This is a genomic window from Halorubrum wangae (genome assembly GCF_051194135.1).
Taxonomy (GTDB): domain Archaea; phylum Halobacteriota; class Halobacteria; order Halobacteriales; family Haloferacaceae; genus Halorubrum.
Genome location: NZ_JBLZNH010000002.1, coordinates 918,556 through 937,036, shown reverse-complemented (window position 1 = coordinate 937,036; position 18,481 = coordinate 918,556). Strand labels below are relative to the sequence as shown.

General features: G+C 68.4%; 18 protein-coding genes. 10 read left to right on the top strand and 8 right to left on the bottom strand.

All coding sequences use genetic code 11. From position 1 onward, the window contains the following. The first annotated feature begins 52 nt into the window (after positions 1-52). Complete coding sequence (locus tag ACNS84_RS09885; RefSeq protein WP_435074677.1) at positions 53-271, top strand: hypothetical protein; 219 nt, start codon at positions 53-55, stop codon at positions 269-271. A 135-nt stretch (positions 272-406) separates the two neighbouring features. Here ACNS84_RS09885 and ACNS84_RS09880 read toward each other — a convergent pair whose 3' ends face one another. Beyond that, positions 407-2,401, bottom strand: a complete 1,995-nt coding sequence (locus ACNS84_RS09880; RefSeq protein WP_435074676.1) for an ATP-binding protein — start codon at positions 2,399-2,401, stop codon at positions 407-409. A gap of 123 nt (positions 2,402-2,524) precedes the next feature. Here ACNS84_RS09880 and ACNS84_RS09875 point away from each other — a divergent pair, with 123 nt between their 5' ends. Further along, positions 2,525-2,872, top strand: a complete 348-nt coding sequence (locus ACNS84_RS09875; protein WP_435074675.1) for a DUF5518 domain-containing protein — start codon at positions 2,525-2,527, stop codon at positions 2,870-2,872. Positions 2,873-2,926: 54 nt separating this feature from the next. Here ACNS84_RS09875 and ACNS84_RS09870 read toward each other — a convergent pair whose 3' ends face one another. Both ACNS84_RS09870 and ACNS84_RS09865 read right to left on the bottom strand, forming a co-directional pair. Further along, positions 2,927-4,594 carry a tryptophan--tRNA ligase gene (locus tag ACNS84_RS09870; RefSeq protein ID WP_435074674.1) on the bottom strand — a complete coding sequence of 556 codons (1,668 nt, stop codon included), beginning with the start codon at positions 4,592-4,594 and terminating at the stop codon, positions 2,927-2,929. A gap of 202 nt (positions 4,595-4,796) precedes the next feature. Then, positions 4,797-5,180: a DUF5830 family protein gene (locus ACNS84_RS09865; protein WP_435074673.1), complete on the bottom strand. Its 384-nt coding sequence runs from the start codon at positions 5,178-5,180 to the stop codon at positions 4,797-4,799. A 113-nt stretch (positions 5,181-5,293) separates the two neighbouring features. Between ACNS84_RS09865 and ACNS84_RS09860 the strand changes: the two genes are divergently transcribed. From ACNS84_RS09860 to trpG, 6 genes are all read left to right on the top strand, one after another. Continuing rightward, the gene (locus tag ACNS84_RS09860) at positions 5,294-6,577 is read left to right on the top strand and encodes a tRNA pseudouridine(54/55) synthase Pus10 (protein ID WP_435074672.1); all 1,284 of its coding nucleotides are present in this window, start codon (positions 5,294-5,296) and stop codon (positions 6,575-6,577) included. A 113-nt stretch (positions 6,578-6,690) separates the two neighbouring features. Next, positions 6,691-7,308 carry a universal stress protein gene (locus ACNS84_RS09855; protein WP_435074671.1) on the top strand — a complete coding sequence of 206 codons (618 nt, stop codon included), beginning with the start codon at positions 6,691-6,693 and terminating at the stop codon, positions 7,306-7,308. 115 nt (positions 7,309-7,423) lie between these two features. Further along, the gene (trpD, locus tag ACNS84_RS09850) at positions 7,424-8,449 is read left to right on the top strand and encodes an anthranilate phosphoribosyltransferase (RefSeq protein WP_435074670.1); all 1,026 of its coding nucleotides are present in this window, start codon (positions 7,424-7,426) and stop codon (positions 8,447-8,449) included. Further along, positions 8,449-9,093, top strand: a complete 645-nt coding sequence (locus tag ACNS84_RS09845) for a phosphoribosylanthranilate isomerase (protein ID WP_435074669.1) — start codon at positions 8,449-8,451, stop codon at positions 9,091-9,093. The genes trpD and ACNS84_RS09845 overlap by 1 nt, the downstream gene beginning before the upstream one ends. Then, complete coding sequence (gene trpE, locus ACNS84_RS09840; protein ID WP_435074668.1) at positions 9,090-10,739, top strand: anthranilate synthase component I; 1,650 nt, start codon at positions 9,090-9,092, stop codon at positions 10,737-10,739. The genes ACNS84_RS09845 and trpE overlap by 4 nt, the downstream gene beginning before the upstream one ends. Further along, a complete protein-coding gene (gene trpG / locus ACNS84_RS09835; protein ID WP_435074666.1) occupies positions 10,736-11,368 on the top strand; it encodes an anthranilate synthase component II in 633 nt (210 codons plus the stop codon). Before trpE ends, trpG begins: the two co-directional genes overlap by 4 nt. 69 nt (positions 11,369-11,437) lie before the next feature. Here the strand turns inward: trpG and ACNS84_RS09830 are convergent, their stop codons facing one another. The 5 genes from ACNS84_RS09830 to ACNS84_RS09810 all read right to left on the bottom strand — a co-directional run bounded on the left by ACNS84_RS09830 (position 11,438) and on the right by ACNS84_RS09810 (position 16,433). After that, complete coding sequence (locus ACNS84_RS09830) at positions 11,438-12,031, bottom strand: MogA/MoaB family molybdenum cofactor biosynthesis protein (RefSeq protein WP_435074665.1); 594 nt, start codon at positions 12,029-12,031, stop codon at positions 11,438-11,440. Positions 12,032-12,115: 84 nt separating this feature from the next. Further along, on the bottom strand, positions 12,116-12,535 hold the full coding sequence (locus tag ACNS84_RS09825) for a DUF7124 domain-containing protein (protein ID WP_435074664.1): 420 nt from the start codon (positions 12,533-12,535) through the stop codon (positions 12,116-12,118). Between the two features lie 102 nt (positions 12,536-12,637). Beyond that, entirely contained in the window at positions 12,638-12,853 is a 216-nt protein-coding gene (locus ACNS84_RS09820) for a DUF7979 domain-containing protein (protein ID WP_435074663.1), read from the bottom strand. A 73-nt stretch (positions 12,854-12,926) separates the two neighbouring features. Beyond that, positions 12,927-15,122 carry a PAS domain S-box protein gene (locus ACNS84_RS09815; RefSeq protein ID WP_435074662.1) on the bottom strand — a complete coding sequence of 732 codons (2,196 nt, stop codon included), beginning with the start codon at positions 15,120-15,122 and terminating at the stop codon, positions 12,927-12,929. Positions 15,123-15,194: 72 nt separating this feature from the next. Then, the gene (locus ACNS84_RS09810) at positions 15,195-16,433 is read right to left on the bottom strand and encodes an NAD(P)/FAD-dependent oxidoreductase (RefSeq protein ID WP_435074661.1); all 1,239 of its coding nucleotides are present in this window, start codon (positions 16,431-16,433) and stop codon (positions 15,195-15,197) included. 254 nt (positions 16,434-16,687) lie between these two features. Here ACNS84_RS09810 and ACNS84_RS09805 point away from each other — a divergent pair, with 254 nt between their 5' ends. Then, positions 16,688-17,284 (top strand): DUF6149 family protein, encoded by a 597-nt coding sequence (locus tag ACNS84_RS09805; protein WP_435074660.1) that lies wholly within the window; start codon positions 16,688-16,690, stop codon positions 17,282-17,284. 150 nt (positions 17,285-17,434) lie between these two features. Next, entirely contained in the window at positions 17,435-18,475 is a 1,041-nt protein-coding gene (locus tag ACNS84_RS09800) for an AI-2E family transporter (RefSeq protein WP_435074659.1), read from the top strand. The last annotated feature ends 6 nt before the right edge of the window (positions 18,476-18,481 follow it).

Below are 18,481 nucleotides of genomic sequence, written 5' to 3'. Positions count from 1 at the left end.
TCGCCCGACCGACGCTGTCGAGGGGCGAACGGAGCGACGGCATAGCGACGATTTGAGTGACCGATCAGCCGCCGACAGACGAGAAATCGAACGGCTGAACGCCGAACTCGAACGCAAGGAAGAGCAACTCCGCTGCGTCACCGAACAGTACGAGCTTCTGCTGGCGGAAAAGAACCGAAAGCTGGCGAACGCGTCCGACGCGTCCACCGGACCCGACCGCCGGACGACCCGCCGCTCGCGGCTCGTACAATTCATCTCGTCGCTCCGGTAGCGCCTCGCGCCCGGTCGCGGGACAGAAGACGACCGGGACGACCGCCCGCCTCCCCGCCTTTTTCGAGGGCACGACGCCCGCATTCGGCGACTCGAAGACCGCGACGGTGACCCCGCTCGGTTCCGTCCTGACAGGTCACTCGTCGCCGATGCGCCCGCGTTCTGCGAGGCGCCGCGCGGCGTCGCTCAGGCTGCTCGTCGGTCGGCCCGCGTGTTCACCGGGCTCCCCGTCGTCGCCGTCCTCGGTGTCGGCGACGCCGTCGTCGCGGGAAGCAACATCGTCGGAAGCAGCAGCAGTCTCGTCACCGGCCGCACCATCCGCTCTATCGAGGCCAGTCTCCGTGGAGCCGCGTCCCGCGCCGATCTCCGCCGGCTCGGCGTCCGGCGGGTAGCTCCGCTCGGCCGGCGGGACGAACGCCGTCTCGACGGCCCTGACGACCTCTCGGACGCGCTCCTCGTCGAGTCGGTCGGCGTACGCCTCTCGGATCAGGTCGGGGACGGCGTAGGCGTAGTGTCCCCGCCCGGCGTGTCGGATGAGCCCTGCCCGTCGGATCGGCCGATGGCGACTGTACGCGTGTCCCGAATCCCCGTCGCCGCCCGCGTCGATGTGGGCAGCGACCGGGTCGCTGACGCCCTCTCGACGGTAGTGACGGAGCATCCCGCGCGACAGTTCCGGGAGTGCCTCGATGCGCTCCCGAAGCTCCTCGATCACCGCTTCGCGGGTGCCGAGTTCGACCGCGTCATCGAAGCGGAGTGCGCTCTCGGCGACGTCCGCGCGGGTCACGGGGTCGACGTCGTCGGGCGGCGCGTCGGCGTCAGTGTCGCCGTCTGCGTCGACTCCGGCGGCCTCAGCAGCGTCTGCGGGAGCGTCGTCGTCAGTCGTCTCCGCGTCCGTCACCTCTCCGTCGGCCGAGGAGGAGTCGGCGGGCGACGCCTCGGTGTCGGGCTCGGTCGCGGCGACCGCCTCGTCGTACGATTTAAGAACGGACTGGTCGTCGGAGGCGCTCTCCCCGCCCGCGCCGACTGCGGAGCGCCCGGTACCGGCCGTCTGTCGACCGGTCCCGCCGCGGTAGGGCGCTTCGGCTTTCCCGAGGAGGGCCTGCGCGAACTGGTCGGCCATGTTGCTCAGGTCGCGGGCCTCCTCCAGTTCGTGTTCGAGGTCGGCGAGCTGCCGGTCCTTCATCTCCAACTCCTGACGGAGGTCGGCGAGTTCCGACTCGTGGCGCGCCTTCTCGTCGGAGATGGACTGGAGCTCACCGACCAGGTCGCTGGAGACCGACTTGAGCTCCGGGCGCTCGAAGTCGTCGAGGCCGGGCGTCGCGCCCGCGTCGAACGTTTCCTTGCGGTGGAACTGGATCCGACGGATCGACTCGTCCCAGTCGGTCATCAGGAAGGCCTCTCCGTCGCCCAGATCCTCGACCGCGCTGGCGTACTTCGAACCGAGAATTCGACCGACCACCTTGGTGTCGTTGTCCCAGGTGAGCCGGTGCCAGCAGAGCCAGTCGCATTGGGTGATAAAGTCCTTCTTGACGTCGGCCGGGCGCTGGCTGATCCCGACGATACCGAGGCCGTGTTTCCGCCCGCGCTTGCCGACCTTGATCAGCATCTTCCCCGTCTCGTCCATCCCGCCGCCCTCGGGGATGTACTCGTGGCACTCCTCGACGACGAGGAGGAAGGGCTTCTTCATGCGCTTCTCCTTCGCGAACAGCTGTTTGACGACCTCCAACAGCAGTTCGTTCGCGGTCTCCTCCTCCAGGTAGCCGGAGACGTCCAGGATGATCGGGACGTTCTGTTCCAACGCGAGGGTGGCGAGTTTCTCGGCGTGTTCCGGGGAGACGACGATGTCACACTCCTCGTCGGCGCCCGCGTGGAGGATTTCGTACTCCTCCTTGAGCCCGTAGTACTCCCCGTCAGTGTCGACGATCATCACCGGGAAGCCGTTGTCGAGGAGGTTCTCGATGACGACGCTCGCGGTGTTGCTCTTCCCCGACCCGCTCTTGCCGGTGATAAACGATCGACCGGTGAGCACGTCGACTACCGGGAGCTCTACCGGCGATCCCGGCTCCGCCGTCGCGTCGCCGCCGATCCCCTCGCTGACGTCCGCGACGTGGATCGTCTCCTGCTCGGTCATACTCGTGACAGGAACCGCCCGCCTCATAAACTATCGGCTCGAAACGCGTCGACGCGCGGAGACCCGAGCGGCCGCCCGTCGGCCGCCCCCGGGAACTATACGCGTGGCCGGTGAGATGAGCCCGTGACGGACAACACCTATCTCAACGCGCTCATCGGCGCGGTCACGACATTACTACTGTCGTTCACCGGCATCTCACCAGTACTCGGCGGCGCGGTCGCCGGTTACCTCGAGGGCGGCGAGACGAGCGACGGCCTCCGCGTCGGCGCGATCTCTGGCGCGATGGCCTCGCTGCCGGCGTTCGGAATTCTGCTGCTGGTCCTGTTTCTCGTCCCGGTCGCCCCCGAGCCCGGCGCCGTGATCGGCGGCGGGCTCGTCGCCCTCCTGATCATCGCGCTCGTGTTCGCCTACACGATGGCTCTCAGCGCGATCGGGGGCGTCATCGGCGCGTACGTGAACCGAGAGCTCTGAGGCGCGACCGGTCGTTCGGTCCGCTTCCGGAAGCCGGTGCGGCGGCGCACCTCGTCAGTGCTCGCCGCCCGTCCCGCGCCGGTCGGAGTCGAGGTCGATGTCGAGGTCGTCAAGCAGTTCTTCGGCCTCCGCGCGCTTCTCCTGGTGGTCCTCGAGGAACTCGCGCATGAGGTCGGCCGCCTGCTCCTTGCAGCCGCCGCAGAGGCGTTCGCCGTTGACGCACTCGGAGTAGACTGTCTTGGTTAGTTCGTCGTCGTCGCCGGCGAGCAGGTAGGCGTACAGCTCGTAGACGGGGCACTCGTCGGCCTCGCCGCCGAGTTCGCGCTGTTCGTCGGCGGTGTCGCGGCCGCCGGTGGTCGCGGCCTTCACCTTGTCGTAGCCGTCCTCGGGGTCGTCGAGCAGCGAGATGTGACTCGCCGGGATCGACGAGGACATCTTCCCGCCGGTGAGCCCGGTCATGAACCGGTGGTAGATCGAGGAGGGCTGCCGGAAGCCGAACCCGTCGTGATCGATCTCGACCTTCCGCGCGAGCGACTCGGCCTCACCGCGAGTGAGGTCGAAGGCGTCGACGTGGCCCTCGAAGACGCGTTTGTCGCCGTCGACCGCCTCGATCAGCGCCTCGAACGCCTCGTCGGTGGCGTTGCGGTCGAAGAAGCGCACGCGGGGTCGAAGCGGCTCCTTCCCTCCTGCGCGGAGCTTCTCGAGAGCCGTCGGCTTGGCCGCGGCGAGTGAGGGGGCGTCGTCCGCGTTGTCGACTTCGGGCGGTTCGTAGTCGGCGAGCCACGCGGCGGCATCCTCGCAGCGCACGTCGGTCTCGGCGTCGTCGACGGTCGCCGCGAGCGCGTCGTAGGCGGCGCGGACGAGCTGGCGCTCGTCGTCGTCGAGCTCGAAGCTCGCGAACGCCTCGGTCACTTTGAAGTAGCGAACGCGGGTGGCCAGGTCACGCGTCAGCCGGACGTGCGGGTCCTGATCCGGGCCGACCGGGATGACGGTGGGTTTCGGCTCGTCGATGAGCTGCGGGTAGAGGATGTCCGCTGTCTGGGTCACCACGCTCTGCATGTGCGAGATGTTCGTCTCGCCGTCGAAGCCGTAGATCGCCTCGAACTCGGAGAAGTTCGCCTTCGACCCGAGTTCGAAGCCGAGGTCCTGTACCACCCGGTTGTCGGACTGGCGGTATAGCTCGCCCTCCTCGGCGTCGAAGCCGAGCGCGAGGAGACTGAGGAGGTAGTTGCGCGCGTGCTCGTCGATTTCGTCCCACGACATCCCCCGCGCGGAGTGGGCCTCCAGGTCGGCGATCAGCCCGAACGCGTCGCCGCCCTGCTGTTGGTGCCAGATGATCTCGTCGAAGACGAGCTTGTGACCGATGTGCGGGTCGCCGGTGGGCATGAATCCGGAGAGCGCGGCGAACGGCTCGTCGTTCGCCATCGCCTCGGCGACGGCGTCGTACTCGCGGTGCCCGAAGATGACGCCGCGGCGCATCAGGTAATGCGGGTCGGCCACGTCGTCGGCCACGTCGTCGAACGCCTCGATGCCGAACTCCTCGAACAGGTCCGCGTAGTCGCCGACCGACGCCGACCCCCACGGGTCGAGCGCGACGTCCTCGGTCGGTCCGTCCGCGCGCTCCGTGCCGCCGTCGGCCCGTGCTGCGGGAGCGGGCTCCGACGTCTCGGAGTCGCCTGCCGGCACCGACGGCCCCGTCGCCTCGGGGGTGTCCTCGTCCATACGTTCCCTCCCGGCGGTCGACGCAAAAACCGTTCGCTTGCGCGTGAGGACGTGGCACGCGACGGTGGCCTGCGAATGTGGCGATTCGGGCGGGTCCGAGACCGGCGTTACAGTCGCGGTGGCACTGAGTTCGGTCGGTTGGGTATCACTGAGTGACTCCGGAGCGTCGGCGAACACTCTCGAAGCCCCCCAGCCGCGGCGGTCACTCCGCGTCGTCCCGCCCGGTCACCTTCCGGATACACGAGGAGCCGAACGGGCCGAGTTCGCCCGCGTCCAGTTTCACGAAGTGGCCGGTCGTGATGCCGGTCCCGCAGCGCCGACACTCGAACTCGCCGTCCCGCTGGACGACTTGGCTGTCGTAGTTCACGTAGGTGCCGCCGCGCTGGACTCGCAGGCGGGCGTTCTCGCGCTCGATGACTCCGCGCTTCTCGGCGGCGTCGAGGATGTCACGGGTGAGCGACGGGCTCGTCGTCACCGTCTCGATCCGATCGATGGCGTCGGAGAGCGCCAGCTCCTCGTGCTCGAGGTGCGCGAGGAGTTCGACCCCGAGTTCGAGCTTCTCCGCCCGCGACGCCGGCTCGTTCACGCCCGGCGAGACGAATCGAACCCTCTTAAGTCGGCCGGGAGTCCGGGAAGCGTTCACCGCCCGACGGCCCGCGATGTAGTAAGACAGTTACCACGCGGGCCGCTGGAGAGCGTATGGACGTACTGGAGGTCGCGGCGCGGGCGACCGAGACGGGGCCGGTGTGCGACGCCTGTCTCGGCCGACTCGTCGCCGACCGGAGCTTCGGGCTGTCGAACGCCGAGCGCGGGTCGTCGCTCCGCACCGCGCTCGCGCTGCGCGACGACGAGGACCACGAATCGGTCGACACCGCGGACTGCTGGGTCTGCGAGGGCCGCTGCACCGAGTTCGACGAGTGGGCCGAGCGCGCCGCCGAGGCGGTCGACGGGATCGAGTTCGCGACGTACAACGTCGGGACGCGCCCGCCGCCGCTGATCGAGGAGAATGAGGCGCTGCTCCGCGCGGACGCCGGACTCGACGAGGACGCGGGCGAGCCGTTTAAATCCGAGTTCAACCGCGAGGTCGGCAAACGGTTCGGCCGGCTCACGGGCGCGGAGGTCTCCTTCGACCGGCCGGACGTGCAGTTCACCATCGACCTCGCCGAGGACGTGATCGACGCGAAGGTGAACTCGACGTTCGTGTACGGACGCTACCGCAAACTGGAGCGCGACATCCCGCAGACCGAGTGGCCCTGCCGCGAATGTAAGGGCTCCGGCCGGCAGGGTGCGGACCCCTGCGACCACTGCGGCGGCTCCGGCTACCTCTACGACGACAGCGTCGAGGAGTACACCGCGCCCATCGTCGAGGACGTGATGGACGGCACCGAGGCGACGTTCCACGGCGCGGGCCGCGAGGACGTCGACGCGCTCATGCTCGGCACCGGCCGCCCGTTCGTGATCGAAGTGGAGGAGCCGCGCCGCCGACGCGTCGACGTCGAGCGACTGGAGTCGGACATCAACGCGTTCGCCGACGGCGCCGTCGAGGTGGAGGGGCTCCGACTCGCGGCCTACGACATGGTCGAGCGCGTGAAGGAACTGGAGGCGACGAAGCGCTACCGCGCGCAGGTGGCGTTCGACGCCGACGTCGACGCCGACGCGCTCGCCGCCGCGGTCGACGAACTGGAGGGCACCACCGTCGAGCAGTACACCCCGAACCGGGTGGACCACAGGCGCGCGAGCCTCACCCGCGAGCGCGACGTGTACGAGGCGACCGCCGAACTGGACGACCCGCGGCACGCGACCGTCGAGATCCACGGCGCCGGCGGACTCTACATCAAGGAGCTGATATCGGGAGACGAGGGGCGGACCGAGCCGAGCCTCGCCGGACTGCTCGGCGTGGGCGCCGCCGTCACCGCACTCGACGTCGTCGCCGTCGAGGGCGAGGAGGAACAGTTCGAGCGCGAGGAGTTCTTCCGGGACTGACGCCGACTCCGACGGGGTCGCGGTCGAGCGATTGGCGACCCGCCGGCGGCTCGATTCCAGCGAGAGGAGACAGAGCACCGGGGTTTATCTGACGCCCGTCTGACGGAGAAGGTATGCACGGGAGCGACGCGGACGAGGCGAGTGCCGATGCGCCGTCGATCGGCGACGAAGTCGGCGAGCCCATCGTCGAACCGGCCGTCAGAGAGGCGGCCGGGTCGACACTGACGGCGGCACACGCCCGTCTGGAGGGGAGCGATCGCGCGGCGCGGCCGGACCGCGTGTCCTCGATTCTCGTGGCCGTGGGCGCCGGCCCGCACACCGGCGCGACCCTCGACGTGGCCCGCGAGGTCGCCGAGGCGACCGGCGCGTGGCTCGAACTGTTCCACGTCGTCCCCTCCGACGAGGCGCTCGTCGACGGGGACGCGACCGCGGTGGACGGGGAGGCAGACCCCGACGAGTACGCCGCGGCCGGCGACCGCCTCCTCTCGGCCGCCCGCGACCGCCTCGGCGACTTCGACCGGGTCGACCGTTGGCTTGTCGAGGACCGCACCGCTGCGGGCGCGATAGTCGAGCAGTCGCCGTACTACGATCTCGTCGTCGTGGGAGCGCCGACCACCGGTGCTGTCGGGCGGTTCGTCTTCGGCTCCACGACGGACACCGTGATCGACGACGCCGAGGTCCCCGTGGTCGTCGTCGAGGCGCAGGGAGAGACGCCGCTCGACGTCGCGTAAGCCAAGGTGACGACCGTCGATAGCGTCCATGAGAACGAATAGCACCGCGGCGACAGGGTTAAATTAGTGTACAGACTTGTACATCACAACGCGAAGTAATACATCGGTGGACACTATGAATATCAACGAAACGGTCAAGCGCGTGACGGACGGGACGGATCTGACTGTCGAGGAGTCGCGCGAGGCGGCGCGGCTGGTCTTCGAGGAGGCCACCGAGGCGCAGATCGGCGCCCTCCTCGCCGCCCTCCGAGCCAAAGGCGAGACGGAGGCCGAGATCGCCGGCTTCGCGCAGGGGATGCGCGACGCCGCCCGGACGATCGAGCCGGACCGCGCGCCCCTCGTCGACACCTGCGGGACGGGCGGCGACGACTACGACACGATCAACGTCTCGACGACCGCCGCGATCGTCGCCGCGGGCGCGGGCGTCCCGATCGCCAAGCACGGCAACTACTCCGTCTCCTCCTCGTCTGGAAGCGCCGACGTCCTCGAAGTCGCGGGCGCCGACGTAGAGGCCGAACCCCCCGCCGTCGAGGCCGCCATTGAGGCCGACGGGATCGGGTTCATGCTCGCGCCCGTCTTCCACCCCGCGATGAAGGCCGTCATCGGCCCGCGCAAGGAACTCGGGATGCGGACGATTTTCAACGTGCTCGGTCCGCTCACTAACCCCGCCGGCGCCGACGCGCAGGTCCTCGGCGTCTACGACCCGGCGCTCGTGGGAACGATCGCTCGGTCGCTCGCGCACATGCCCGTCGAACACGCGCTAGTGGTCCACGGCGCGGGGATGGACGAGATCGGAATCCACGACGAGACGGTCGCCGCGGAGGTCGTGGGCGACGAGGTCCGCGAGTTCACGATCACGCCCGAGGACCTCGGGCTCGAGCGCGCACCCATCGAGGACGTCGCGGGGGGCACTCCGGAGGAGAACGCGGCCGACCTGCGGGGGATCGTCGACGGTTCCGTCACCGGTCCGAAGCGCGATCTGATCCTGGCGAACGCCGGTGCGGCGATTTACGTCGCCGGCGAGGCCGACTCGCTCGCGGCCGGCGTCGAGCGCGCGGCCGAGGCCATCGACTCCGGCGCGGCCGCGGCGAAGTTCGCGGCGCTGTGCGGCGACGAAGGGGTCTCGGAGGACGACGACTGATGGCCCGGGTGAAGATCTGCGGGCTCACGCGCGGCGCGGACCTCCGCGCTGCGGTCGACGCCGGCGCCGACTCCGTCGGCGTCATCTCCGAAGTGCCGGTCGACTCCCCGCGCGAGGTCGACCCCGCCACGGCGGCCGAACTGCTCGCGGACGTCCCGCCGTTCGTCACCGCCACGCTCGTCACGATGCCCGACTCCGCCGAGCGCGCGGTCGAGCTGATCCGGACGATCGGTCCCGACGCGCTCCAACTCCACGGGGAGTGGACGCCCGACGAGATCCGGTACGTCCGCGCCGAGACGGAGCGGAAGGTGCTGCTCACCGTCGACGCCGACGACCCGGCCCGGGCGAAGCGGTTCGACGCCGTCGCAGATGCGATCGTGATCGACTCGACCGACGACTCCGGCGCCGGCGGGACCGGGGAGACGCACGACTGGGCGAAGACGGGCGACCTCGCGACCCGACTCACGTCGCCGGTCGTGCTCGCGGGGGGACTCACGGCCGGCAACGTCGCCGAGGCGGTCCGCGTCGCCGACCCGTACGCCGTCGACGTCGCCTCCGGCGTCGAGCTGTCCGACGGGCGGAAAGACCACAACGCGGTGGCCCGCTTCGTCGCCAACGCGGGGCGTGAGATGGGGCTGGCATGAGCGACGGCGCCTCCCCGCTCAACCGATCGAAGGCCGAGTTCGTCGAGCTCGCCGCGGACGCCACGCGGCCGGTCGTCGTCCGGGCGTCCGCGACGCTCGACGCCGACGTGACTCCGCTCGCGGCGTACGCGACGCTCGTCGGCGACGAGCCCTACGGTTTTCTCCTGGAGTCCGGCGAGAAGGTCGCCTCGAGCGACCCCGACGGCGCGTTCCGCTCTGACGGGAAGGCCGACCGGCACGCCCGCTACTCGTTCGTCGGCTACGATCCCGAGGCGATCATCTCCGTCCACCCCGACCGCACCGACGTGACCCGACTCGGTCCGGCGGCGGAGTTCGTCGGAGAGGGAGCCGACGAGTTGGGGCCTGACGCGGGCGACGCTGTCGACCGAATTCGGGCGGCGTTCCCGGACGTGACCCTCCGCGGCTTCCCCGACACAGACCGGCAGATCCTCTCCGGCGGGTTCGTCGGCTTCCTCGCGTACGAGGCCGTCTACGACCTCTGGTTGGAGGAGGTCGGCGTCGAGCGCCCCGATACCGACTTCCCCGACGCCGAGTTCGCGCTGACGACCAGCACGGTCGTCTTCGACGAGAAGGAGGGGAGCGCCGAACTCGTCTTCACCCCCGTGATCGGCGTCGACGACGACCCTGCGGCCGTCTACGACGACCTCGTCGCCGAGGCGGAGCGGGTTGGCACCGAACTCCGCGAGGCAGCGCCGCCTGAGCCCGGCGGGTTCCGGGTCGAGTCCGAGTCGGCGGACCCCCGAGAAGAGTACGAAGAGGCGGTCCGGACTGCGAAGCGCCACGTGCTCGACGGCGACATTTATCAGGGCGTGATTTCTCGGAGCCGGGAGCTCCGCGGCGAGGTGGACTCGCTGGGGCTGTACGCCGCGCTGCGCGAAGTGAACCCCTCGCCGTACATGTACGTGCTGCGCCACGACGACCGCAGCATCGTCGGCGCGAGTCCGGAGACGCTCGTCTCGGTGCAGGGCGATCGGATCGTCTCGAACCCTATCGCGGGCACCTGTCCGCGGGGAACGAGCCCGGTCGAAGATCGCCGGCTCGCGGGCGAGATGCTGGCCGACGGGAAGGAGCGCGCCGAGCACACGATGCTCGTCGACCTCGCACGCAACGACGTTCGGCGCGTCTCGGAGGCGGGGTCGGTCCGCGTCGAGGAGTTCATGAACGTGCTGAAGTACAGCCACGTCCAGCACATCGAGTCGACCGTCACCGGGACGATGGCGGCCGACGCCGACGCCTTCGATGCGACGCGCGCGACGTTCCCCGCCGGCACCCTCACGGGCGCGCCGAAGGTGCGCGCGATGGAGATCATCGCGGACTTGGAGACGACGCCGCGGGAGGCGTACGGCGGCGGCGTCGGCTACTACGCGTGGTCGGGGGACGCCGACTTCGCCATCGTGATCCGGACGGCGACCCTCGACGAGTCGCCGGCGGACGCGAAGGCTCCGGGCGAGACCGCGGTGACAGTCCGGGCCGGCGCCGGCCTCGTCGCCGACTCCGACCCGGCCGCCGAGTACGAGGAGACCGAACAGAAGATGGACGGCGTGTTGACCGCGATCAACCGGATCCGAGAGGGCGAAGACGACGGCGACGACCTCCTCCCCGCCGGTACGGAGGCCGACCGATGAAGGTCGTCGTCGTCGACAACTTCGACTCGTTCACGTACAACCTCGTCGAGTACGTCTCCGATCAGAGGATCGGCGGCGAGAGCGGCGAACGGGACGGCGACGCAGAGGGACCGCCGGAACAGATCGAGGTGACGGTGCTGAAAAACACCGCGTCGCTCGCGGCCGTGCGGGACGCCGACCCGGACGCGCTCCTCATCAGCCCCGGCCCGGGCCACCCGAAGAACGAGCGCGACGTGGGCGTGACGTTGGACGTGTTGCGCGATCTCTCCCCGGAGATACCGACGCTCGGCGTCTGTCTCGGCCTCGAAGCCGCCGTGTACGAGTACGGCGGGACCGTCGGCCACGCGCCCGAGCCGATCCACGGCAAGGCGTTCCCCGTCGACCACGACGGCGAGGGGGTGTTCGCCGGACTTGACCAGGGTTTCCGCGCCGGGCGGTACCACTCGCTGGCCGCCACCGAGGTCCCCGACGTCTTCGCCGTGACGGCGACGACCGACCACGACGGCGACGAGATCGTGATGGGAATCCGCCACCGCGACTACCCGATCGAGGCCGTGCAGTTCCACCCAGAAAGCGTGTTGACCGCGGCCGGCCACGACCTGATCCGAAACTTCCTCGCGTCTGTGTGACCGGCCGTCGCCGGGTTCAGAATGGCGCGGACGCTACTCCGACTCCCCGTCCGTCAAGTCCTTGTCCGTCTATTCTTCGTCCGTCGAGTCCTCGCTGCCGCGCCCGGAGAGCCCGACGAGATGGCCGACCTCGGGCAGGATGATCTCGCCGACACCGAGTCGGACCGCGTTCTCGGAGCCCGGCAGACAGAAGACTGGGGTGGCGGAGACGATGCCGGCGGTCGCCCGCGAGCCGATCGTCCGCGTCCCGATCTCGGCCTCCGAACGCCGGCGGAACAGCTCGCCGAAGCCGGGGAGCGCCTTCGCGAAGAGGCCGTCGACCGCCTCCGGCGTCACGTCGTCCGGCGTCACGCCCGTCCCGCCGGTGGTCACGACGACGTCCGTATCATCGCGGCGGGCAAGTCGGTCGACGGTTCCCTGCACGCTGTCGTACTCGTCCGGGACCAGTTCGCGCACGGCTACCTCGTGACCGGCGTCCTCGAACGCGGCGGCGACGGCGTCGCCGGACGGGTCGTCGTCGAGCGAGCGCGAAGACGACACCGTCACGATTGCGACCGTGACCGAGTCGGCGTCGTGATGGTGATGATCGTGATCCGCGGAGTCGCCGTGGTCGTGATGCTCCCCGGTATCCTCGTCGCCGCCGTGAGTGTGTCCGTCGCTCATGCATCCCCGTTTCCCGCCGACGATGAAAACACCTCCCCGACGCGACGCAGGGTCGGTCTCCCTCCAGCAACCAGGAACGCCGGCTCAGGGCCAGTCGTCGCGCGACGGCTCCTCGTCCGGCTCGTCTTCTCCCGACTCCTCCGTCGCGAGGGTCCAGCCGGCGGCCTCGGCCGCGTCCTCGACGTGGAGGAACTCCCAGCCGGTGGCCTCGGCGACCGCCTCGTCGTCCTCGGTGACGCCGACGAAGACGTGCCGGTCCGTGTCGAACTGTTCGGCGATGTTCTCAAGGCTCTCCTCGACGCCGCGCGGGCCGGAGAAGAAGTCCTGTCGGACGCGGTGTTTCCGGGTGAAGTTGGTGACGACGTAGGTCGGCTTCTCGCTGACGACGCCGACGTACTCCGTCCACTGCCGGGCGTTGTTGAACACCGCGTTGGGGTCCGCGAGGGCCTTCAGCGCCTCCAGCTCGAACGCGAGCGTCATGTCTGTAGATCCGCCACTGTCCATGGATCCGTGTTCTCGCGGCGGGCGAAAACAACTTCGCTTCCGGGGACGCGGTCTCGTCGTCGGTATCGAGCGCGGAGACGCCCGGACCGACGGTTCGACGGCTCAGCGCGCGCGAATCTGGTAATAGTGGGTGAACTTCACGACGTCGCCGTCTTCGAGGCCCTCGGTCTCTGGTGCGGTTCGCGGTCGGCCGGCGAGCTCCCTGACGAGAATCTGCGCATCCTCGTCGAGTTCGTCGTAGTGACGGACGCGCGCGCCCGGCTGTATCCAGCCCGTGCGGCGGACTCGAAGTCGTCGCCCCGTTTCTCGGAGAGGCATGCGTTAACATATACCATGATTAATAATAAACGTTGCGTCCATGGCGACCGGTTCGCGCGGGCCGGGCGGATCCTCACCTCGACGAGTCGTTCGGCCGCGCCAGACTCACCGTCACTGCGATACCGCGAGGGGAAGTGGCCTCGACCGTCGCGTCCCCGCCCGACTGCTCTACGACCCAGTAGACAAGCCACAGTCCGAGGCCACTCCCGTGGTACAGCGCGTCCACGGCGCGTCCCGTCTCGATCACGTCTCGGTTCATGTCGCTCAGACCTGGGCCGTCGTCGGCGACTCGCACGGTCACCGCGTCCGATGTCGCTTCGACGGTGACGTCGATAACCGGATCGTCGCGGTCGTGGTGCTCGATCGCGTTTCGAATCAATTCCGCCAAGGCGCGGTCCAACCACTCGGTCGCCGCGGCGACCGCCGTTCCCGACTCCGGCGTCGACGTCGTGATACGGGCCCGCGGGAACTCGGCGGCGAGCGACGAGACGACGCTGTCGACTGACTGACCGACGTCGATCGACTCGACGTCGGGCGGGTCGCTCAGTATCTCGGTGATCTGGTGCGCCTTCTCGCTCGTGGCCAGGAGGTCGTCCGCTCGCGAGACGACGTACGACGCCAACGCTTCGGTGTCGTCGCCGCGGACGTCGGCCGGTTTCCCCTCAGCCGCCGCGTCGACGATCTGCTGCGCGCGGCCGCGGATCACCGTCAGCGCGTTCCGGAGGTTGTGCTGTAACGCCCGGTCGACGACGCTGAGTTGGCGCGCTCGATTCTCGCTGTCGGTCACGTCTCGCAGAACGGCGACCACGCCGACGGCCCCGTCGCCCGACGGGTCCTCAAGCGGGAAGTATCGGACGTCGAACGTGCGCGTCCCACGGTCCGGGTGCGTCCGTTTCGTCCGGTACTTTACGGGCCGCCCCCTGAGCGCGCGTTCCACGTATCGCTGCACGTCCGGGTATTGCTCGTCGGCGACCACGTCCCTGAGCGAAAGGGTCCGTACGTCGACCCCCGCGATCCCGTGGTACGCTCGGTACTGGGGGTTCGCGAACAGGAAGCGTCCCTCTCTGTCGGTCGCGGCGATGAGGTCGGTCACGCCGTTGACGGCCCGCTCGTAGCGCTCCAACTCCGCCTCGCGGCGCTTCATCTCGGTGACGTCACGGCAGATCGCAAACGTCCCCGCGAGTTCGCCGTCCGGATCGTAGTAGGGGTAGCGCCGCGTGCTGAACGTCGCCTCCCGGTCGCTGTGACGGAACGTCGGTGAGACCTCGTACCGGACCTGTGCTTCCGTCTCGAGCACCTCGCGTCGGCAGTCAGCGATCGTGTCCGCCGTTTCAGAGTCCATGAACGAGGACTCGTCGGTGCCGTACAGTTCTTCTTCCGGGACGCCGGCGAAGTCGCTCATCGCCTCGTTGACCAGTTCGAACTCGCCGTCGAGGTTCTGGAGGAGGATCGGATCGTCGAGCGCTTCGACGACCGCGCGATACTGTTTCAGGCGCCGCATCGCCTCCCGGGTGTCCGTCACATCGGTCTGGATCGCGACGAATCGAGTGATCGCGCCGTTCTCGTCGAAGACGGGTGAGATCGTCTGGTGAGCGTGGTACGACTCGCCGTCGCGCCGCCGGTCGATGATCTCCTCTTCCCACACGTCGCCCGATTCGATCGTCTCCCACAGCGTGGCGAAGTAGTCGTCGGACATCTCGCCCGAGTTGAGTATCGTCGGCTTCTCGCCGATCACGTCCGCATGCTCGTACCCCGTACTGTCGGTGAACGCGGGATTGACGTACTCGATCGTCCCGTCCGCGTCAGTGACGTAGACGGCGTGACCGGCGTGCTCGACGACGTTACGGAAGGTCCGAAGCTCCCGGTCGGGGTCGACGTCCACCTCGTCTCGGAAGACGCCCGTGTACACCGTCTCGCCCGACCGCCTGTGCTCGTGGAACCGCACCGAGAAGTGGACCGTTCGACCGTCAGCGTCTCGCAACTGACAGCCGAAGCCGTCGGACTCGCACAGCGCTGCGGGCTCCGAAAGTCGGCGACGGAGGGCGGAGACCTGCTCGCCGTCACGGCCCTCGGGGGTCAGCTCCGCGAGGTGTCGGCCACGGAGGGCAGCGGGGTCGTAGCCGAGGACAGACTCGACTGCGGGGTTCGCGTAGACCACGGTGCCGTCGGCGTCGATGGAGACGACCGGGTCAGAACACGCCTCGACGAACGAAGCGAAGAAGTCGTCTCCGGGCCGCGAGGGCGGGTCGGCCGACGGGTCGCGTGACATCAGTAGCAGTCACGTACGACTGAGAGAGATGAAAAGGTGCCTACTCGCGCGTGACTCGGCGATTCCGGCGCGTTATTGCTCGGTCGTCGCCGCCAGGTCGTCGACGGAGAAGCCGGGCTCCATGAGGAGGTCCGTCTGTTCGCTCACGTCGCGCCCTTCGCGCATGAGCTGTTTAAATGCGGACTGCGGCGAGAGGTCGCCGATGAGGACGCCGCCGACGACCTTGCCGTCTTTGAGCGCCACGCGACGCCACTCGTTCTCGGCCGTGGTCGCCTCGACGGAGTCGTCGCCGAGCGTCGGGTGGCCGAACGAGAGGAACGGGAAGTCGAAGTGTGTGATCGAGTACGAGGAGACCCACTCGAACGTCTCGCTCTGGTACTCCAGCATGTTTCGGGCGGCGACGGTCCCCTGCTCTTTCGCCGAGCCCCACGACCCGTTCTTCGCCTGCTCGCCGAGGACGAGGTCGTTGAACGTGGTGATGTCGCCGGCCGCGAACACGTTGTCGATGTTAGTGCGCATGAACTCGTCCACGACGATGCCGTTCTCGAGCTCAAGCGGCGTGTTTTCGACGATTTCGGTGTTGAAGTTCAGGCCGATGGCGACGCCGGCGAAGTCGCACTCGTAGCGTTCGCCGTTGGGATCGACCGCGGCCTCAACGTGGCCGTCGTCGTCGACCTCGAAGTGATCGACGCCGGAGTCGAAGACGGGTTCGACGCCGCGCTCGCGCATCGCGTCGTGCATGATCTCCGCGCCCTCCTCCGAGAGCGCGTAGCGCCACCAGCAGTCGCCGCGCATCAGGTACTTCGCCTCGACGTCCTGGGCACCGCAGATCGCCGCGAAGTCGATCCCGAGCAGACCGGCGCCGACGATGACGCCCTGGTCGGCGCCCTCGACGCTCTCTTTGATCCGGCGGGCGTCCTGGAACGTCCAGAAGTGGTGGATCCCGTCCGCGTCGGCGTTCTCGACCGGCAGTTGCTGCGGGGTGCCGCCGATCGCGAGCAGGAGGGAGTCGTACTCGAACGTCTCGCCCTCGTGGGTGTGGACCGCGTCGTTCTCGATGTCGATGTCGACGACGACCGTGTTGAGCCGGAGATCGACGTCGTGGTTGTCGTACCACTCCTCTTGATGGATCGAGATCGGCGCTTCCGGGAGCTTGCCCTTCGCGTACTCTTTGATCAGGATCCGGTTGTAGAGGGATTCCCCCTCGTCGGTGAGAACCGTGATCTCGGCGTCAGGCGATTCCTCGCGGAGCGTCTCGGCCGCGGACGCGCCCGAGATACCGTCCCCGATGATCACGTACGAATCGCTCATGTGCGGCCGTTCGGATTCGGGGTTAATGTGGGTTGCCATCCGCGTTGACAACCGTGATACTCTCACGCTCGGATCCGCCGTCGGGTCGACTGCCCCCGTGATCGCCGGCACCGACGGTGTCGGCGGGCATCGGTAGCGGGCACCGGACGGTCGAACATCCACATGAGCGAGACGCGCCGTCCACGCGACCGAGACGCGCCGTCCACGCGACCGAGACGCCACAGATTCAAGGTCGTCCCGACCCAACAAATCGTATGAAGATCCGGCAGAACATCCGCCACTGGGCCGCCAAAAAGGCGTTGACGACGCCGGTCATCGGCGACGTCGCGAACGACAAACTGGTCGACCTCCACACGAGCATCTTCCTCAACAAGGCCGACGAAGAGCGCCGGGAAGAGCGCCGCGAGCACCTCGACGGCTTCTTCGACGCGACGATGGACACGTACGTCGCCGCACTGCAGGCGAGCTTCTCAGAGGCCGAGGCCCGCGAGATAACTCACGTGCAGGCGAACTTCGACTTCTTCAACTACGGCTGGACTGAGATGATGGAGATCCCTGGCGGTGAGTTGGAGGAGCATTACCGGCGGTACGAGGCGTTCTTCACCGAACACGGGATCACGATCGACGACCCGCTCGGCGAGTTCCGACCGGCCGAGGGCATCGCCGACGCGCCGGCGACCCCGGAGCGGCTGAAGACGGCCGAGTACGAGAACGCGCTCGCCGGCTTCGCCGACGACGTGTACGTCGAGACCGGCGACGGCGAGACGGTCGTCGGCGGCGAGACCGAGGAGCCGGAGGACGTCGACCCCGCGGTCGCGCCCGGACTCGACGAGGACGAGGCGAGCGCGTAACGCCCCCGACGAACGAGCGGATCCTGCGGTCATTCTCTCGGGAGTCACCACCCGTCCGAGCGCCGCCGCCGCCACGAGCGTCGCCCACCGAAGCGCCGCCGTCGCGCAGATACTGACCACGTTTATGTCTCAGCGGTGAGAGTGACCGGCATGAACCGCGGTCAATCCTTTCTCCTCCTGCTGATCGCCACGGCCGCGCTGTTGACGCTGTTCGTCATTCTCCCCTTCATCGAGTACGTCATCGCGTCGGCGATCCTCGCGTACATCCTCTACCCCTTCCACGTGCGCCTCACGAAGGGGATTCATGCCGGGTTGGAGAACCATCTCCGTGAGTCGGTGTCGCGTCGACTGAGCCGAATGCTGTCGGGGATCGTGCTCGTCGTCGCGTCCATCGTCGCCGTCATCATGCCGCTCGCGTACATCTCGTGGGTGTTCGTCCGGGACCTAACGGCGATAGCGCGAGGGAACGCCGACATCGACGTGGCGGCGATCGAAGCGCAGATCGCGTCGATGACCGGCGAGGCGATAGAGGTCGGCGAGTTGCTGACGACGGCGGGACAGATCCTCATCAACGTCCTCTTCGGCGGGGTCAGCGGGGTCGTTACGACCGCGCTCCGCACCTCGGTCGGGCTTTCGTTGGCGCTGTTTCTCGTCTACTACACCCTGCTCGACGGGCCGGCGTTCCTTCAGTGGGTCCGCGACACGACCCCCCTTCCCGCGGAGGTGACGTCGGGCCTCGTCGATCGCATCAACGCGATGACCCGCGGCGTGGTGATCGGTCACATCGTCGTGGCGCTGCTGCAGGCGCTGGTCGCGGGGATCGGCCTCTGGGCGGCCGGCATTCCGAACGTCGTCTTCTGGACGTTTGTCATGGCCGTGATGGCGCTGTTACCGCTGATCGGCGCGTTCTTCGTCTGGGGGCCGGCCGCGGTGTACCTCGTCGTGATCGATCACGTCACGGCCGGCGTGTTGCTCGCGCTGTACGGCGTGTTCGTCATCGCGATGGTCGACAACTACGCCCGGCCGATCGTCATCGACCAGCAGGCGCATCTGAACCCCGCAGTCATCCTCCTCGGGGTGTTCGGCGGCATCTACTCCGTCGGGTTCACCGGGCTGTTCGTCGGTCCCATCGTCATCGGGGTGCTCGCGGCGACGCTGGAGACGTTTCGAGAGGATTACGACGACATATGATCTACC

Excerpts from the sequence above, each read along its gene's own strand:
- ACNS84_RS09845 (WP_435074669.1), top strand. The coding sequence starts at position 8,449 with ATGGCCCGGGTGAAGATCTGCGGGCTCACGCGCGGCGCGGACCTCCGC.
- ACNS84_RS09825 (WP_435074664.1), bottom strand. The coding sequence starts at position 12,535 with ATGGACAGTGGCGGATCTACAGACATGACGCTCGCGTTCGAGCTGGAG.
- trpG (WP_435074666.1), top strand. The coding sequence starts at position 10,736 with ATGAAGGTCGTCGTCGTCGACAACTTCGACTCGTTCACGTACAACCTC.
- ACNS84_RS09810 (WP_435074661.1), bottom strand. The coding sequence starts at position 16,433 with ATGAGCGATTCGTACGTGATCATCGGGGACGGTATCTCGGGCGCGTCC.
- ACNS84_RS09820 (WP_435074663.1), bottom strand. The coding sequence starts at position 12,853 with ATGCCTCTCCGAGAAACGGGGCGACGACTTCGAGTCCGCCGCACGGGC.
- ACNS84_RS09805 (WP_435074660.1), top strand. The coding sequence starts at position 16,688 with ATGAAGATCCGGCAGAACATCCGCCACTGGGCCGCCAAAAAGGCGTTG.
- ACNS84_RS09800 (WP_435074659.1), top strand. The coding sequence starts at position 17,435 with ATGAACCGCGGTCAATCCTTTCTCCTCCTGCTGATCGCCACGGCCGCG.
- trpD (WP_435074670.1), top strand. The coding sequence starts at position 7,424 with ATGAATATCAACGAAACGGTCAAGCGCGTGACGGACGGGACGGATCTG.
- ACNS84_RS09860 (WP_435074672.1), top strand. The coding sequence starts at position 5,294 with ATGGACGTACTGGAGGTCGCGGCGCGGGCGACCGAGACGGGGCCGGTG.
- ACNS84_RS09830 (WP_435074665.1), bottom strand. The coding sequence starts at position 12,031 with ATGAGCGACGGACACACTCACGGCGGCGACGAGGATACCGGGGAGCAT.
- trpE (WP_435074668.1), top strand. The coding sequence starts at position 9,090 with ATGAGCGACGGCGCCTCCCCGCTCAACCGATCGAAGGCCGAGTTCGTC.
- ACNS84_RS09870 (WP_435074674.1), bottom strand. The coding sequence starts at position 4,594 with ATGGACGAGGACACCCCCGAGGCGACGGGGCCGTCGGTGCCGGCAGGC.
- ACNS84_RS09815 (WP_435074662.1), bottom strand. The coding sequence starts at position 15,122 with ATGTCACGCGACCCGTCGGCCGACCCGCCCTCGCGGCCCGGAGACGAC.
- ACNS84_RS09855 (WP_435074671.1), top strand. The coding sequence starts at position 6,691 with ATGCACGGGAGCGACGCGGACGAGGCGAGTGCCGATGCGCCGTCGATC.
- ACNS84_RS09880 (WP_435074676.1), bottom strand. The coding sequence starts at position 2,401 with ATGACCGAGCAGGAGACGATCCACGTCGCGGACGTCAGCGAGGGGATC.